A 15,081-nucleotide genomic window follows, 5' to 3' on the forward strand; every position below is an offset into this window, starting at 1 on the left:
CGCACCCACCGTGACGCCGCGTAGCCGCGTTCTTTAAGGTTAGCGCGCTACGTCGGGGCTGGTGAGCAGGTCGAGCTCAGCCCGGGTGGGCAGTCCCTCCCAGTCGCCGGCCACGGTGACCGCGAAAGCGCCTACTGCCGCGGCGATGCGCAGCCGGTCCGCGATGCTGCCCCCGCGTACCCGTTCCGCGAGGTAGCCAGCCGCGAACCCGTCGCCGGCGCCCACCGGATCGAGCGCGCGCACCTGGTAGCGCGGCGCCTCGTATGTCTCCCCCGCGACGCAGGCGGTCGCGCCGCGCGCGCCCCGCTTCAGCAGCACCTCGCCGGGCCCGAGTTCGCCGAGCGCGCGGGCGAGTCCGGAACTGTCCATTGTGTCCGCGTCGTCGACGAGTAGTCCCGCCTCTGTTTCGGTGGCGAACACGATCTGGGCGTGCTCGACCAGCCAGCGGTAGTCCGCGACGGCGTGCGCCGCGCTCCACAGTGTCTCGCGGTGGTTGATGTCCACTGCCACGGGCACTCCCGCGTGATTCGCCATCCGCACGGCGGCCCGCACCGCCTCGCGCGCGGATTCACTCAGCGCCGGGGTGATCCCACTGACGTGCAGTACCGCCGCGCCGGCAACCAGCTCTGGATCGACATCCTCCTGGCACAACTGAGATCCGGCGCTTCCGGCACGGCGGTAGCTGACCCTGGTGACCTCCGCGGTACGCCGCTCCTTGATCATCAACCCGGTCGGTGCCGTGGCATCCGTGCCCACCCCGGAAACGTCCACGCCGGCACCGGCGAGGGTTTGCCGGATCAGCTCGCCGAACTCGTCAGCGCCGACCCTACCGAGCCAGGCGCTCGGTAGGCCAAGCCTGGCCGCACCAATGGCCACTGTGGACTCCGCGCCGGCCACCCGCAGATCGAGTCCGCGCTGCTGGCGCAACAACCCCACTTCCGGGCAGGCGAGTACGGCCATGGTTTCGCCGAGCGTCACCAGTGCCGGACGCGTGGACGGGCGACTCACTGACGCTCCCGCCCGCTCGCCACGGCGGCCAACACCGTGCGAGTCCGTTCAGCCAGTTCGGCCAGTGAGCCACCACGTAGTGCATCGCCGAGCAGTGGGTTGCCCAGTCCGAGCGCGAGTGCGCCGGCGGCGAGGTAGTCGCCGGCCAGCTCCAGCCGAACACCGCCGGTTGGGATCAGTGGCACATCGTCCAGCGGGGCACGGAGTTCGCGAAGGTAGGCGGGCCCGCCGAGGTTGGCGGGGAACAGTTTCACCGCAGCGGCGCCGAGCTCCCATGCGGTGCTCACCTCGGTGGCGGTGAACGCGCCTGGGTACCAGGGCAGGCCCACCTCGAGCGCGGCCTCGCCCACGTCCGCGCGCGTGTCCGGGGCGACAAGGAACCGCGCACCGGCGGAGATGGCGGCCCTGGCCTGGGCGGCCGTCCGCACGGTGCCCGCGCCGATCTCCGCCCGCGTGCCGTACCGCCGCGTTGCCGAGCTGATGATCTCCAGTGCGCCCGGGGTGTTCAGGGTGACTTCCAGGCAGGTGCAATCGGCGTCGACCAGGGTGTCGATGATCTCGCCGAGCCGGGGTGCGGCAACCGCATCGCCGCGCAGGATGGCCACCACCCCGATTCGCCGTAGTTCGGCCCCTGGGGTGGGTCGATTACTGGTCATCGGGAGGTTGCCTCCGTCGTCGTTTCCGTACCGGTCGCGGTGACCTCGGAGAGCTCCGCGGCCACGTGGTCGCCGCCGATCCCGGCCTTCACCGGCGCGGTCTCGGGCAAGGCAAGTGCGCACACCGCTGTGATGATGCCGGATAGCGCCATATAGCCGGCGAGGTACCAGGGTTGGTCGTTACCGAGCTGGACGAGCAGTGCGGCCATGAACGGCGCGGTACCAGCGAAGATCACCCCGTTGAACTCCCGAACCGCGACCAGGCCGCTGTAGCGCACCTCGGTGGGGACTGCCTCGGAGTAGAACGAACCGGTGACCGCGAAGATCGAGTTCAGGATCAGCGCGAAGCCGATCACGATGGCCAGCCAGATCAACCAGGTCTGTCTAGTGTTGATCATCAGGAAGAACGGGTAGGCGAAGGCGGCGATCGCGAACCCGCCAACAATGATCACCGGTTTACGGCCGATCCGGTCAGATAGCGCCCCGGCGATCGGGATGGTCACAATGGACACCATCCCGGCAATGGTGGTGCCAAGCACCGCGATGTTGTCGGAAAGCCCGAGCTGCTGGGAGAGGTAGCTCGGTAAGTATCCCTGGATCGAGTACGAAGCGACCGCCGTCGCACAGCCCGTGCCGATCAGCAACAGGATGGCCTTGGGCCGGGTGCGCAGGGTGGTCAAGATCGGCAGTCGTTCCCGCCGGCCACTTTCCCGCACGTTCTCGAACTGCTCGGATTCCGGCATCATCGCGCGCAGCACGAGCGCACCGAGCACCACGATGATCGAGGCCAGGAACGGAATCCGCCAGCCCCAGGTGAGGAACTGCTCTTCCGGCAGGCTGGCGACCGCGCCGAGCGCGCCGGAGGCGAGCACCACACCGATGAACTGCCCCGAGCCCGGCAGCGAGGCGTAGAAGCCGCGCTTTTCTGGCTTCGCGCTTTCCGCGGAGAGCACCAGCGCGCCGCCGTACTCGGCGCCAACTCCGAAGCCCTGCAGGAGCCGGCAGAGCACCAGCAGGGTGGGCGCCCAGAAACCGATCTGCTCGTAGGTGGGCAGGAAGCCGATCGCGAAGGTGCTGACCCCCATGAGCAGCACGGTAAGTAGCAACACTGGCCGGCGACCGATCCGGTCGCCGAGGTGCGCGAGCAGCACGCCGCCGATCGGCCGTACCGCGAAACCAACCCCGAAGGTGGCGAACGAGGCAAGCGTGCCCGCGGCGGGAGAGGCGGCCGAGAAGAACAGCTTGTTGAACACGATCGCTGACGCCGCGCCGAACAGGAAGAAGTCGTACCACTCGAGGATCGAGCCGACCACGCTCGCCCGCGCGGTACGACGCTGACGCACGGAAAGCGGCATCGTCGCCGCCGGTGAACTCCCCACTGGAACCTCCGCTTGCAATATTTGCAAACATCTTGTTAATGTTGCAAACACGGTGGCATCTGGGGACACTGTTGGTCAAGGAGGACGGCGATGTCGAAGACGGTGGCGAAGGCGTTGAGCGCGCTCGAGCTGGTGCGCGGGGGTTCGCGCAGCCTCTCCGAGCTCGCCGATCATCTGGGCACCCATGCGTCGACGGCGATGCGACTGTTGCAGCCAGTCGTGGACGCCGGACTGCTTGCTCGTGGCGCGGATGGCAGGTACCGGCTCGGGTTGCGCTTGGTGGAGCTTGGCCAGGACGCGATGGAGACGTTGGATCTGCGCGCCGCCGCGCACCCGTACCTTGTCGAGTTGGCCGCGCAGACCCGTTGCACGATACATCTGGCGCAATTGCTTGACGACGCGATCGTCTATGCGGACAAGGTGGAGGCACCCGGCGGGGTGCGGATGTGGTCGCGGGTCGGCCGGCAGGTTCCGTTGCACACGGCGGCGGCGAGCAAGGCGATCCTCGCTGGGCTACCACCGGAGCAGCGTGTGGATCTGTTGCGTGGCTGGGAGTTCACCCCGTACACGCCGCGCACGGTAGCGGATGTGTCCGAGTTGGAGCTTCAACTGTCCGAAGTGGCCGAGTGTGGCTTTGCGCGGGACGATGCCGAGTTCGAGCCGCTGGTGCACTGCATCGGGGTTCCGCTGCGCATCCCTGGTGAGCTGGCGCCGGCCGCGATCTCGGCAACGGCGGTGCGTGAGCGCCCGAGTGATGCGGAAGTAGCTGAGTTGGTCGAGCGGTTGCGCGCGACGGTGACCGCGATCCAGCGTGAGCTGGGCAAGACCTGAGATACCGAGGTTGGGAAGGATCCGGCTTTTGTTGATCACGAGTGTAGAGACGTTCCTGGTGCCGCCCCGCTGGCTGTTCTGCAAGATCAGCACGGATGAGGGCGTCGTAGGCTGGGGCGAGCCGGTGGTCGAGGGCAAGGCGCATACGGTGGCTGCCGCCGTCGATGAGCTCGCCGATGTGCTGATCGGGGCGGATCCTGCGCGGATTGAGGATCTGTGGCAGGTGATGAGCAAGGGCGGGTTCTATCGGGGCGGCCCGGTGCTTTCCAGCGCGATCAGCGGGATCGATCAGGCACTCTGGGATATCAAGGGCAAGGCACTCGGGGTTCCGGTGCACGATCTGCTCGGTGGCGCGGTGCGCGATCGGGTGCGGATGTATGGCTGGATCGGTGGGGACGCGCCGGCCGAGGTTGGCGAGGGCGCAGCCGAGCGGATGGCCGCGGGTTATACGGCGGTCAAGATGAATGCCGGCGGGCGGATGCGCACCCTGGAATCATCTTCGGAGATCAACGGCGTAGTCGACCGGGTTGCCGCGGTTCGCGAGGCGATTGGCCCCGATCGAGATGTGGCGATTGACTTTCACGGCAGGGTTTCCCCCGCGCTCGCCCGCGTGCTCTGCAGGGAACTTGCCCCGCTGCATCCGCTTTTCGTGGAGGAACCGGTGGTACCGGAGCTGTCCGCGGAGTTCGGCAGGATCTGCGCGGACACCTCGGTCCCGATCGCGACCGGCGAGCGCTTGTACTCGCGCTGGGATTTCGCGCCGGTGTTGGCCGCGGGGATAGCCGTGGCACAGCCGGATCTGTCGCATGCCGGTGGGATATCGGAATGTCGCCGGATCGCGGCGCAGGCCGAAACACACGGTGTCGCACTGGCACCGCACTGTCCACTTGGTCCGATCGCACTTGCGGCCTGCCTGCAGGTGGATCTGGCCAGCCCGAACGCGCTGATCCAGGAGACGAGTCTGGGTATCCATTACAACGTTGGCGCGGACACTTTGGACTATCTTGTCGATCCGACGATCTTCCAGCTCACCGATGGGTTCGTCGACAGGCTGAGCAAGCCGGGCCTGGGGATCGAGGTGGATGAGCAGGCAGTACGCGCGGCCGCGGACCGGGGGCACCGCTGGCGCTCCCCGGTCTGGCGGCACGCGGATGGCGGTTTCGCCGAGTGGTGACGGCCCGCTCAGCGGCCGATGCGGTCGGCGAACTCGGTGCCGGCCGCTGACCTGCGCAGTTTGCCGGACGGTGTCTTCGGCAAACTGCCTGGTGCGAGCACCACGACCGATACCGGCCGCACTCCTACCGCGTCCATCACCCGCGCGGTGACGTCCTTGGCCAGTGCACGCTCCGCTTCTTCCTCACCGGCCTTTGTGGACTCGAGGACGACGGCGAAGCGCTCCCTACTCTTGCCCGCGTCGATCCGCACGGCTACCGCGTTGCCTGCGCGTACTCCGGACACCGAGCAAGCGGCGCGCTCCACATCGGTCGGGTAGATGTTCCGCCCACCCATGATGATCACGTCTTTGCTCCGTCCGCAGATGACGATCCGCCCGTCGGTGAGGTAGCCAATATCGCCGGTTGCGAGCCAGCCATCGGCGTCTTGGGTCGGCTTTGGACCGTCCACGGTGAGATACCCCGGCGTCACGGCCTCACCACGTAGCCGTATCTCGCCAACTTCCCTGTCGTCGAGTCGGTTGCCGTGTTCGTCGACGATCTCGGCTTCGATCCCGGCGAGCGGTTTGCCGAGTATCGCGAAGGAGCGGACCGCTTCGGTGCCCCTGCGCGGATCGTCCTCGGCCACCGGGACGGCCTTGCCGCTGGTTTCGAGGGATTCGGCCTCGATCACGTCGGTGACCAGCCCGGTGAACATGGGCACGAAGGAGACCGCGAGGGTCACCTCCGCCATGCCGTAGGCGGGGAACACGCATTCTGCTGGCATGCCGAAACGTGCGCCGGCTTCGGTGAAGCCGCGAACGGCTTTCTCGTCGATCGGTTCGGCGCCGTTGAGCGCGATCCGCATCGTGGACAGATCGTATGCCTTATCGTCGTCCACTTTAGACATCCTGCGGCCGACGATGGCGTAGGCGAAGTTGGGTGCCGCGGTGATCGTCGCGCGGTACTTGCTGATCAGATCGGGCCAACGCAACGGGCCGCTGAGGAACTCGGTCGGCGTGATCTTGACCAGTTCCACGCCGAGTGTCATGGGCAGCGTCAGGAAACCAACCATGCCCATATCGTGAAAGAGCGGCAGCCAGGACATCATCGTGTCGACGCCCGGTTCGAGTCCGGCGCCCTCGGCCATCGCGGTCATATTGCTGTACAGGTTGCCGTGGGTGATCCGGACGGCTTTGGGTGCCGCGGTCGAACCGCTGGTGAGCTGGAGTAGCGCGTGATCGTCCTCGGCCGCTTCGATCACCTCAGCCAGCTCCGCGCCGTCGAGCTGATCGATCATCCGGTATTCGATGCCGTGCTCCTCGAGAACGGCGCTGAGCTGGGCGAACGGCTCGCCGAGCAGGACCGTGCTGGAGTCGATCATGCGCAGTACCCGCACGGTGTCCTCGGCCCATTCGGCGAGGTCGGTGCGTGGCGTCGGCTGGTGCAGCATGGTCACGCTGCCGCCAACGAGCCAGACCGCTTGCACGGCTGGCGCGATCAACGCGGGTTCCCCAGCGAGTACCGCGATCGCTGGACGCTCCGGCACCCCGCTCGCCAGCAAACCGCCGGCCATCCGGCGGGCCTGCGTATGCACTTCCGCCCAGGTACGGCGCACCGGGGCGGCTGGCTCACCGGTCACCATGCCCGTACTGGCGCCATGGCTTCGTGCGGTGGCGAGCAACGTATCCACAAACCGACTCATACCGCCAAGCCTATGTGACATCCCGGCGCTCTTTGGTGCGTAGACCGGTAATTGACCAACATCAGAGCCAACGGGCAACCCCATTGCCGGATTTGTCCAATTCGGCAAGTTCTCGCGGGGTACTCAGCCGGCGGCGTCCGCGGTGGCCAGCCACTGCTGTTCGAGCTCGTCCTTTTCGGCGAGCACGCCGCGCAACTGCTCGTCCAGCTCACGCAGCCGATTCGGATCGGTCGCCGCTTCCGCCAGCGCGGTATGCAACCGGGTTTCCTTGTCCTGCAAGGAGTCCAGCTTGCGTTCCAGCCGCGCCAGCTCCTTTTGCGCGGCTCGCTGTCGGGCCGCTCCGCTAGACTTGCTCGCCGGGGGCCCCTCCCTGGAGCCGGTGGCACTGTCGTTCGGCGCCTGGGAGTTCGGTGCTTGGGAGTTCGACGCCAGGGCCGCGTCCCTGCGTACGAGGTATTCGTCGATCCCGCCGGGCAGGTGGGTGATCTTGCCGTCGCCGAGGAGCGCCACCACGGTGTCGCAGACGCGTTCGGTCAGGTACCGATCATGCGAGACCACGACGAGCGTGCCTGGCCAGGAGTCGAGCAGGTCCTCCAGCTGCTGCAGGGTATCGATATCCAGGTCGTTGGTCGGTTCGTCCAACAGCAGCACGTTCGGTTCGGCCATCAGCAGTCTGGCCAGTTGCAGCCGCCGGCGTTCACCGCCGGACAGGTCGGCTACCGGGGTCCATTGCCGTGCGGCGGGAAAACCAAACCGTTCCGCCAGCTGCGAGGCGGAGAACTCGCGTTTGCCGAGCGCGACCCGCTGCCCGATCTGCTCGACGGCCTGCAGTACCCGTAGGTCGCCGGGCAGGTCCTCCAGCTCCTGGCGCAGGTAGGCCAACCGGACGGTCTTGCCGGCGACCCGCCTGCCCTGCACTGGTTTCTGGTCGTCCGCGAGTAGCCGGAGCAGGCTGGTCTTGCCCGAGCCATTGACGCCGACCACGCCGATCCGCTCGCCGGGCCCGAGCCGCCAGGTGACCTCGCGTAGTAGCTGCCGTTCGCCGATCGTGTAGGAGACGTCTTCCAGTTCGAGCACGGTCTTCCCGAGCCTGCGCTGGGCGAAGGCGACCAGCTCAGTGGATTCACGGGGTTCCGGCTCGTTCGCGATCAGCGCCTCGGCTGCTTCTACCCGGTAGCGCGGTTTCGAGGTACGGGCTTTCGCGCCACGCCGCAGCCAGGCCAGCTCTTTCCTGGCGAGGTTGCGTCGCTTTTCCTCGGCGCTGGCCGCGATCCTGGCGCGCTCCGCGCGGGCGAACACCCAGTCCTCGTAGCCGCCCTCGTACTGCGCGATCCGGCCGTCCGCGACTTCCCAGGTGTTGGTGCACACCTCGTCGAGGAACCACCGGTCGTGGGTGACCACGACCAGCGCGCAGCGGCGGGCAACCAGATGTGCCGCGAGCCAGCGCACACCTTCCACGTCGAGGTGGTTGGTGGGCTCGTCCAGCACGAGCAGGTCGAGTTCGCGGACCAGCGCGGCGGCCAGCGCGACCCGCCGGCGTTCGCCGCCGGACATGGTGCGCACCGGTTCTTCGAGACCGAGCGCCTCAATCCCGAGGCCGTGCATGATGGAGCGGATTCGCGGGTCGGCGGCCCATTCGTGTTCGGCGCTGAACCCGTGCGGTTCCAGTACGGCCTGGCGAACCGTGGCGTCGTCCGGCAGATCGGTGCGCTGGGTGACGACGGCCTGGCGTAGGTCGCGGACCCTGCTGACCCGCCCGGCATCGGGTGGTTCCACCCCGGCTAGTACTTCGAGCAGGGTGGTCTTGCCGCCACCGTTCAACCCGACAACGCCTACCCGCTCGCCTTCGGCGACGCCGAGGGACACGTTGTCGAGCAGCGGGCGCACCCCGTAGCTCTTGTGCACCGCCTCCAGATTGACCAGGTTGGCCACGCCGATTGTCCTCATTCCACGATTCAGCAGTCCTGCGCCCCACATCTACCACAGGCGTTCAGGGGCACGTCGCGGCCAGGCTACGAGCCGGAATCGTTGCGCCACGACCATGGTGTCGTCATCCACGGTGAACTCCGGCAGCCCGAGCTCGGCGCGCATCTCGGCGGACTGCCAGAACCGCTCGTGTTCGGCCCGCCACTCCGCGACCGTGCGGTGGCCCTCCCCCTCGGCAACCGCATGCGCGAGATCCACCTCGGCCAACCGCAGCACGCGCACGCCCGTCGTCTCGAGCACCGCCACCGGTTCGCCAGCCGAGTCGACCAGCCGCTCGCGGTCGCCAGCGGAAGGGAGCTCGTCGCCGTACTCCATGAGCAAGCTAGTGGTCGCCGTCTTCTCCCCGGCCAGAATCGCCGCGACCAGCCGATCACGTAATGGACCGGGAAAGCCGAACTCCGCGTCCGGCAAGCTCACGCGTGCACCTCGGGCGGCGCCGGTCGCGGCGAGTCATCCCCGCCGATCACCCGCGCGCCGGGCACCGGTCCGTGTGCCACCCGCACCGTGCGGCACACCCCGGCGCCAGAAAGCTCGGTGGCCACCTCGACCGCGGAGTCGTGATCGGGACACAGGAAGGCACAGGTCGGCCCCGAACCGGACACCGCGCCGGCAAGCGCCCCGGCACTCACGCCCGCGCGTAAGGTGCGCCGCAACCCCGGGCGCAATGACACGGCCGCGGCCTGCAGATCATTGCCGAGCAGCAGCGCCAGCTGCCGCGGATCGCCCGAAGCCAGCGCCTCGAGCATCGGTTCGACCGAACCCAGCCGGGGCGGATCACCGTCCGCCCGCAACCGGTCCAGCTCCTGGTAGACCTGCGCGGTCGACAGCCCGCGCCGATCAAACGCGAGCACCCAGTGAAAGCTGTGCCGGGACAACACCGGCACCAGCCGCTCACCTCGCCCCGTACCAAGGGCGGTGCCGCCGTGCAGCACGAACGGCACATCGCTGCCAAGGCGCATCGCGATCGCCGCCAGGTCGTCCCTGCCCAGCTCCAGCCGCCACAGCGCGGCAAGGCCAACCAGCGCCGCCGCCGCGTTCGCGCTCCCGCCGGCCATCCCGCCAGCAACCGGGATCGCCTTGCGAATCACCACGCGGACCTTCGGTTCGTCCGGGTCGCGCCCGACGTGCTCGGCCAGCGCACGCACCGCCCGCCAGGCCAGATTCGACGGCCCGGTCGGCACCGAGCTCGCTCCCTCGCCGTGCACCTCCACGCCCGGGGTGTCCGCGACACCCACGGTGACCTCATCGGTCAGCGAAAGCGCCTGAAAAACCGTGGACAGTTCATGGAAACCATCCGAACGCGCGTCCCCGACGGCGAGATGCAAATTCACCTTCGCGGGCACGCGCACCGTAACGGGCGGCGGGACAACGGCGAGCACACTATGCAGCCTACGGGGTCGATGGCCGGTTCGGTTCACCACGACCGATTACCCGCCACGCGGTCAGGCAGCCACGCCGCGCGGCCCCCGCCGCGCCTGCTTGACCGCACCACCACGATCGGCGATCCAGGCCACCGCGCCATCCGCCCGCTCGCCGCGCAGGCCAAGCCGGAACCGCGCCACCGGAGTGTCACCAAACCTGGTCACCCCGCCACCGATCACCGCGACCTCGGTGTCGAACCGGCTGGCCGCCTCCGGGAGCAGCGCGCCGACCGCGGCGAACCCGATCAGCACCACGTCCACCACCTGGTCGTAGCCGGCGCCAACCGACGCGGGCGTGTCGATCGCGGGCAGCAAGGCCTCGGCCACCGTGCCCTCCGCGTCGACCCCCACATCGAGCAACGCGCCCTCGGCCACCACCGCGCCACCGTCGAGCAGCGCCACGTCCTCGCAGATCCGCCGGATAACCCCGGCGTCCGGGGTGGTCACCAGCACCGTGCTGCCGAGCTCCGCACGGGCCCTGTCCAACACGGTGAGCACCGCCGCCTGCTCGGCCGAGGGCACCCCGTCGGTCGGGTCATCGGCGAAAAGCACGGTCGGCTTACTGGTCAACGCGCGCGCAACGGCCGCCCTGCGCAGCGCACCCACGGAGAGTTCACCGGGCAGTTCGTTCGCGCGACCGGTCAACCCGGCCAGGTCGAGCAGCGTGCCAACCCGGTCGCGCCGCTCCGGGCCAGCCATCCCGCTCTGCTCCAACGGCGCGGCGATATTGCCCGCGACGGTGCGCTCCGGATGAAACCGCGCGGCGGAGTCCACGACCGCGAGGCTGCCCCGCACGTCCCGGAGAGCCTTACCGGAAAGGCCAGCGGTCGGCACGCCATCGAAGCGGACGACGCCGCTGTCCGGACGCTCCCGCAACGCAAGCAGCTGGGTGAGCGTGGACTTGCCAGCGCCAGGGGCGCCGAGCACGCCGTAGACCGCGCCAGCCGACACGGACAGGCTCACCTCGCGCAACGCGCGGACCGAACCGGTACTAGTGGGGAAGGACTTGGTCAGATTCTCGACGGTAATCACGAAAGCTCCTGGTGAACGTGAACCGGGCACGCTGCTCGCGGGCCCTCGGGGAGTGGGAAGTCGGAAACGGGTCGGCTGGGTGCTCGGTCAGCGACAACAAGCACAGACCGTGCGACGACCCTGATCGACCACTCGTCGCGAGGTGAGCAGCTGGTCCACGTACACGATTCCTCCATCGCTCCTGGCGGTAGCACCTGCCCGCGAGCGGGTGGTTGCTGCGGCGTCGACGAGCCAGGTCTCTCGGCCGCTCGGGATGGAAACGCCTAGTAGTACAACGCACGATAAGGCGTCCACGCAAGCCCGGATGACGCGTACCACATGCGAGGTAACGACAAGCCCGCGCGTGCTATTCCCGTCGGGACGTGACTACGCTCCGCGACCGCGGTCGTCAAGGTTAGCGGGATTGGGTGCGGGCGCTGGCGATACGCGCGAACTCGGCAACGCCGAGGCTCTCGCCGCGTGCTGTCGGGTCCACGCCAGCCTCCGTCAGAATCTCCGCCGCCCGCGCCGAGGAACCGGCCCAGCCGGCCAGCGCCGCGCGGAGTGTCTTACGGCGCTGCGCGAAGGCCGCATCGACCACCTCGAACACCCGCTCGCGAGCGAGCTCCGCGGGTGGTGCCTGACGCTGCAGTGCGACGAGCGCCGAGTCCACGTTCGGCACCGGCCAGAACACCGCACGGGGCACCGAACCAGCTCGGCGCGCACTCGCGAACCAGGCCGTCTTCACGCTCGGCACGCCGTAGATCCGGCTCCCCGGCGCGGCCACCATCCGGTCGGCGACCTCGGCCTGCACCATCACCAGGGCACCGCGCAGCGAAGGCAGTTCGGCGAGCAAATGCAGCACCACCGGCACCGCCACGTTGTACGGCAGGTTCGCGACCAGCATCGTGGGTGCTGGCTCGAACTCGGCCGCGCGCACCCGCAGCGCGTCCCGGACATGCACGCGCAGCCGTTGCTGGAAGACCGCCGCGCGTTCGGCCACGGTCACCGGCAACCGGGCGCCGAGTGCCCCGTCGATCTCCACCGCGTGCACCAGTTCCGCCGCGGGCAACAGCGCCAGCGTCAGCGCGCCAAGGCCGGGCCCGACCTCGAGCACCACGTCCTCGGCACGCAACCCGGCCGCGCCGACGATCCGGCGCACCGTGTTCGGATCGTGGACGAAGTTCTGCCCGAGCCGTTTGGTCGGCCGGATGTCCAGCTCCGCGGCCAGTAGACGCACGTCGGCCGGCCCGAACAGGTGGGTTTCCTGCGGGCCGGCCGAAGTGGGGTCGGTTGTCACGCGGGCCATTATCGCGCCCGGTGATTACCGCTCGCGGTCAGGACCGGGCGAAGCGACTCAGGACAGGCCAAGCGAGGACGAGCAGGCCGGCCATGCGCCATAGCCACCCCGGTCGTCCCGGACCTTCTCCGCGGTCGCGATCTGCTGCTCACGCGAAGCCTCGTGCGGCAGCGGGGCGTAGGCATCGCCGCCGTAGGCACTCCAGGTCTGCTGGTCGAACTGCAGGCCGCCGTAGTAGCCGTTACCGGTGTTGGTCGCCCAGTTACCACCGGACTCACACTGCGCGAGCTGGTCCCATACGGCGCCGTTGGAGATCGCCGGCTGCGGCGGCTCCTTGGTGCCGACCTTGATCACCTTGGGCTCGGGCTTGGTGAGTTCCTTCGAGCTGATCTCCTCGCGGGCGATCTCCTCGTTGTTCTTCTTGGTGATCCGGTAGGTCACCATCTCGACGCCGGCCTTGCCCTCTTCGACGACCTCTTCCTCGCCGACGAGCATCGTGTCGTCTTCGATCTCCTTGACCGGCGGCTCAACGGATTCCTTCTCGTTGATCACCGTGATACCGGTCCGGCTGATCCGCACCTCGCCACCGTCGGCGATCTTCGCCTCGGGCTTGGCGTTCTCCACGGCATCTTCCTTGCCGAGTGGAACGTCCTGTTCGGCAAGGAACTCCTGGATCGTCACCGCGGTCGTGGTGACCTCGCGCGGTTTGGCGCCACCGTCGAAGAACGTGACCGTCTTCGGCGTCTTGACCTCGAGCGCCATCCCGTCCAGCGGGATCGCGGCGTTGCCGTCCTTGGACGTCCAGACACCCTGCTTCTCGATGCCGAGCTGGTCGAGCGCCTCGTTCACGTTGGTCGCGCGCACCCAGGACTCGCGCTGCTCACCGTCGACGGTCAGCTGCAGCTGGCGGCCGCGCTCGAGCACGACCTTGCCGCCGTCACCAACGGTGGCTTGCGGGCTCGGCGAGATCGCGTCGTGCTTACCCGGCGAGTAACCCTCGGCTTCGAGCACTTCGCCGACTGTGCCGGCGTAGGTGCTTACGGTCTCTTCCTTGCCGTCGACCTCGAGCGTCACCGACTTGTTCATCGCGAGCGCGGCGGCACCGCCGCCGGTCAGCGTGATCAGCACGGCGAGCGCGGTACTGCGCAGGAACCGCTTCTTCCAGCGCTGCGCGGCCTCGGCCACGGCGCTCTTACGCGGTTGCTCGTCCTCGGGCTCGGCGAGCGCCATGCCAACCCGGTCCGCGGAGACCTCGTCCGGGATCGGCGGCAGCATCGTGGTTTCCGCGTTGATCAGCGTGATCAACTCGTCGAAGTCGACGTCGGCCTCAGCCATCAAGACATCGGCATCCGGTCCCAACGCCTCGCGGACGTCGTCGGGGGTGACACGGAAATAGTCGAAATCGTCGGCTAGGTAGTCGGGGTCGGGTCCGGCGGGCCGGTCGAGGGTGGCGGTGCCACCTTCGGCTTGGCGCGCGCCAGCCCATCTACCACTAGCAGTCACTGGGTCGTAACCTCCAGAAGGCGGGGGCCTTCATCTAGCAGAGCTAGGCACAGTCATGTACCAGCGAAACAGGGCTAGGTCTCCCTGCCTCACTTCCCCGACGCAATAGTTGCTTGCATGGCCTGACTGTAGGTGCACCCATCAGCTCCGGTTAGTTCGGGGCAGAGCCGGGGGTACGGTCACGGGACCGTAACGGAGTCTGCGCGGGAGCGCAAACACCCGCCGCGAACTCGTGGCCCCAATCACTCCCTCGGGTGATCGATTGACACCCTGGTCAAGGGTGATTTTTCCGCTGATTCCATTACGGACCGCAGCCGGAACGTCCGTTCGGCCGTAGCCGTAACGGCGTTGGCCAGGTCTATTACCGATTGGCCACGAAGCTCGGCCAACTCACGGAGGGTATACGCCGCGCAGTAGGGCTCATTTGGCCTGCCCCGAAACGGGTGTGGCGTCAGAAAAGGGGCATCCGTCTCGACGAGTAACTGCTCCTCGGGAACCAGTTCCGCCGCCGCGCGTAGCTCCCTGGCGTTCCGGAACGTCACCGTGCCGGCGAAGGAGAGTACATAGCCAGCCGCCACACAGCGGCGAGCCATCTCGACTCCGCCGGAAAAGCAGTGGAACACCACCGTCTCCGGCGGCCCCTCCTGGTCCAGGATGGCCAGAATGTCGTCGTGTGCCTCGCGGTCGTGGATCATCAGTGGCTTGCCCAGCCGCTTGGCCAGCTCGATATGCCAGCGGAACGCGTCCTGCTGGGCCCGATGCGGGGCATAGTCCCAGTAGTAGTCCAACCCGGTCTCGCCGACGGCCACGACCCGAGGATGCTCGGCCAGCCTCGCCAGTTCGTCCTGCTGGTCCACAGTGAACTCACTGGTTCTGGTGGGGTGCAACGCGACCGCGGCAAACACTCGACTGTCCCATGTGGTCGCTGCGGTGGCCCAGCGCGCCGCGGCCATATCGTCGGCAACGGTGATCACCCTGCCGACGCCGGCGGAAACCGCGCGGTCGAGCATCGCGGAGACATCCGCGGCGTCCCGCGCGCCACAGGCGTCCAGGTGGGTATGCGCGTCCACGATATGCGCGGGAAGCGCCTCCGGGATCGGCGGCGCTTCCCGCTTGTCTTGCTTACTCAC

General features: G+C 68.1%; 13 protein-coding genes and 1 riboswitch. Of the genes, 2 read left to right on the plus strand and 11 right to left on the minus strand.

What is annotated here, in order from left to right; all coding sequences use genetic code 11:
* Positions 1-39 precede the first annotated feature (39 nt).
* Genes EV191_RS01545 through EV191_RS01555 form a run of 3 tightly spaced genes read right to left on the minus strand, consistent with a single transcriptional unit; the run spans position 40 to position 3,043 of the window.
* A complete protein-coding gene (locus EV191_RS01545) occupies positions 40-1,008 on the minus strand; it encodes a sugar kinase (protein ID WP_243658689.1) in 969 nt (322 codons plus the stop codon).
* Positions 1,005-1,664 (minus strand): bifunctional 4-hydroxy-2-oxoglutarate aldolase/2-dehydro-3-deoxy-phosphogluconate aldolase, encoded by a 660-nt coding sequence (locus tag EV191_RS01550; RefSeq protein WP_132874979.1) that lies wholly within the window; start codon positions 1,662-1,664, stop codon positions 1,005-1,007. Before EV191_RS01550 ends, EV191_RS01545 begins: the two co-directional genes overlap by 4 nt.
* Positions 1,661-3,043, minus strand: a complete 1,383-nt coding sequence (locus EV191_RS01555) for an MFS transporter (protein WP_132874980.1) — start codon at positions 3,041-3,043, stop codon at positions 1,661-1,663. Before EV191_RS01555 ends, EV191_RS01550 begins: the two co-directional genes overlap by 4 nt.
* A 90-nt stretch (positions 3,044-3,133) precedes the next feature.
* Here EV191_RS01555 and EV191_RS01560 point away from each other — a divergent pair, with 90 nt between their 5' ends.
* Together EV191_RS01560 and dgoD are read left to right on the plus strand one after the other, a co-directional pair.
* A complete protein-coding gene (locus tag EV191_RS01560; protein WP_132874981.1) occupies positions 3,134-3,874 on the plus strand; it encodes an IclR family transcriptional regulator in 741 nt (246 codons plus the stop codon).
* Positions 3,875-3,902: 28 nt separating this feature from the next.
* On the plus strand, positions 3,903-5,048 hold the full coding sequence (gene dgoD / locus EV191_RS01565) for a galactonate dehydratase (RefSeq protein ID WP_132874982.1): 1,146 nt from the start codon (positions 3,903-3,905) through the stop codon (positions 5,046-5,048).
* Between the two features lie 8 nt (positions 5,049-5,056).
* On the opposite strand, the gene EV191_RS01570 is transcribed toward dgoD, so the two are convergent.
* The 8 genes from EV191_RS01570 to EV191_RS01605 form a co-directional block, all read right to left on the minus strand.
* Positions 5,057-6,730 (minus strand): fatty acyl-AMP ligase, encoded by a 1,674-nt coding sequence (locus EV191_RS01570; RefSeq protein WP_132874983.1) that lies wholly within the window; start codon positions 6,728-6,730, stop codon positions 5,057-5,059.
* A gap of 123 nt (positions 6,731-6,853) precedes the next feature.
* Positions 6,854-8,662, minus strand: a complete 1,809-nt coding sequence (locus tag EV191_RS01575) for an ABC-F family ATP-binding cassette domain-containing protein (RefSeq protein WP_132876076.1) — start codon at positions 8,660-8,662, stop codon at positions 6,854-6,856.
* 45 nt (positions 8,663-8,707) lie between these two features.
* Positions 8,708-9,133 carry an ASCH domain-containing protein gene (locus EV191_RS01580; RefSeq protein ID WP_243658690.1) on the minus strand — a complete coding sequence of 142 codons (426 nt, stop codon included), beginning with the start codon at positions 9,131-9,133 and terminating at the stop codon, positions 8,708-8,710.
* On the minus strand, positions 9,130-10,095 hold the full coding sequence (locus EV191_RS01585; RefSeq protein WP_132874984.1) for a 4-(cytidine 5'-diphospho)-2-C-methyl-D-erythritol kinase: 966 nt from the start codon (positions 10,093-10,095) through the stop codon (positions 9,130-9,132). Before EV191_RS01585 ends, EV191_RS01580 begins: the two co-directional genes overlap by 4 nt.
* Positions 10,096-10,158: 63 nt before the next feature.
* A complete protein-coding gene (locus tag EV191_RS01590) occupies positions 10,159-11,169 on the minus strand; it encodes an ATP-binding cassette domain-containing protein (RefSeq protein WP_132874985.1) in 1,011 nt (336 codons plus the stop codon).
* Between the two features lie 169 nt (positions 11,170-11,338).
* A riboswitch (SAM riboswitch) is annotated at positions 11,339-11,429 on the minus strand.
* A 134-nt stretch (positions 11,430-11,563) separates the two neighbouring features.
* Positions 11,564-12,448, minus strand: a complete 885-nt coding sequence (rsmA, locus tag EV191_RS01595; RefSeq protein WP_243658691.1) for a 16S rRNA (adenine(1518)-N(6)/adenine(1519)-N(6))-dimethyltransferase RsmA — start codon at positions 12,446-12,448, stop codon at positions 11,564-11,566.
* A 57-nt stretch (positions 12,449-12,505) separates the two neighbouring features.
* The gene (locus EV191_RS01600; protein WP_243658692.1) at positions 12,506-13,951 is read right to left on the minus strand and encodes a resuscitation-promoting factor; all 1,446 of its coding nucleotides are present in this window, start codon (positions 13,949-13,951) and stop codon (positions 12,506-12,508) included.
* A gap of 242 nt (positions 13,952-14,193) precedes the next feature.
* Complete coding sequence (locus EV191_RS01605; protein ID WP_132874987.1) at positions 14,194-15,081, minus strand: TatD family hydrolase; 888 nt, start codon at positions 15,079-15,081, stop codon at positions 14,194-14,196.

The sequence above is a fragment of the Tamaricihabitans halophyticus genome (assembly GCF_004340875.1).
GTDB classification, from domain to species: Bacteria; Actinomycetota; Actinomycetes; order Mycobacteriales; family Pseudonocardiaceae; genus Tamaricihabitans; species Tamaricihabitans halophyticus.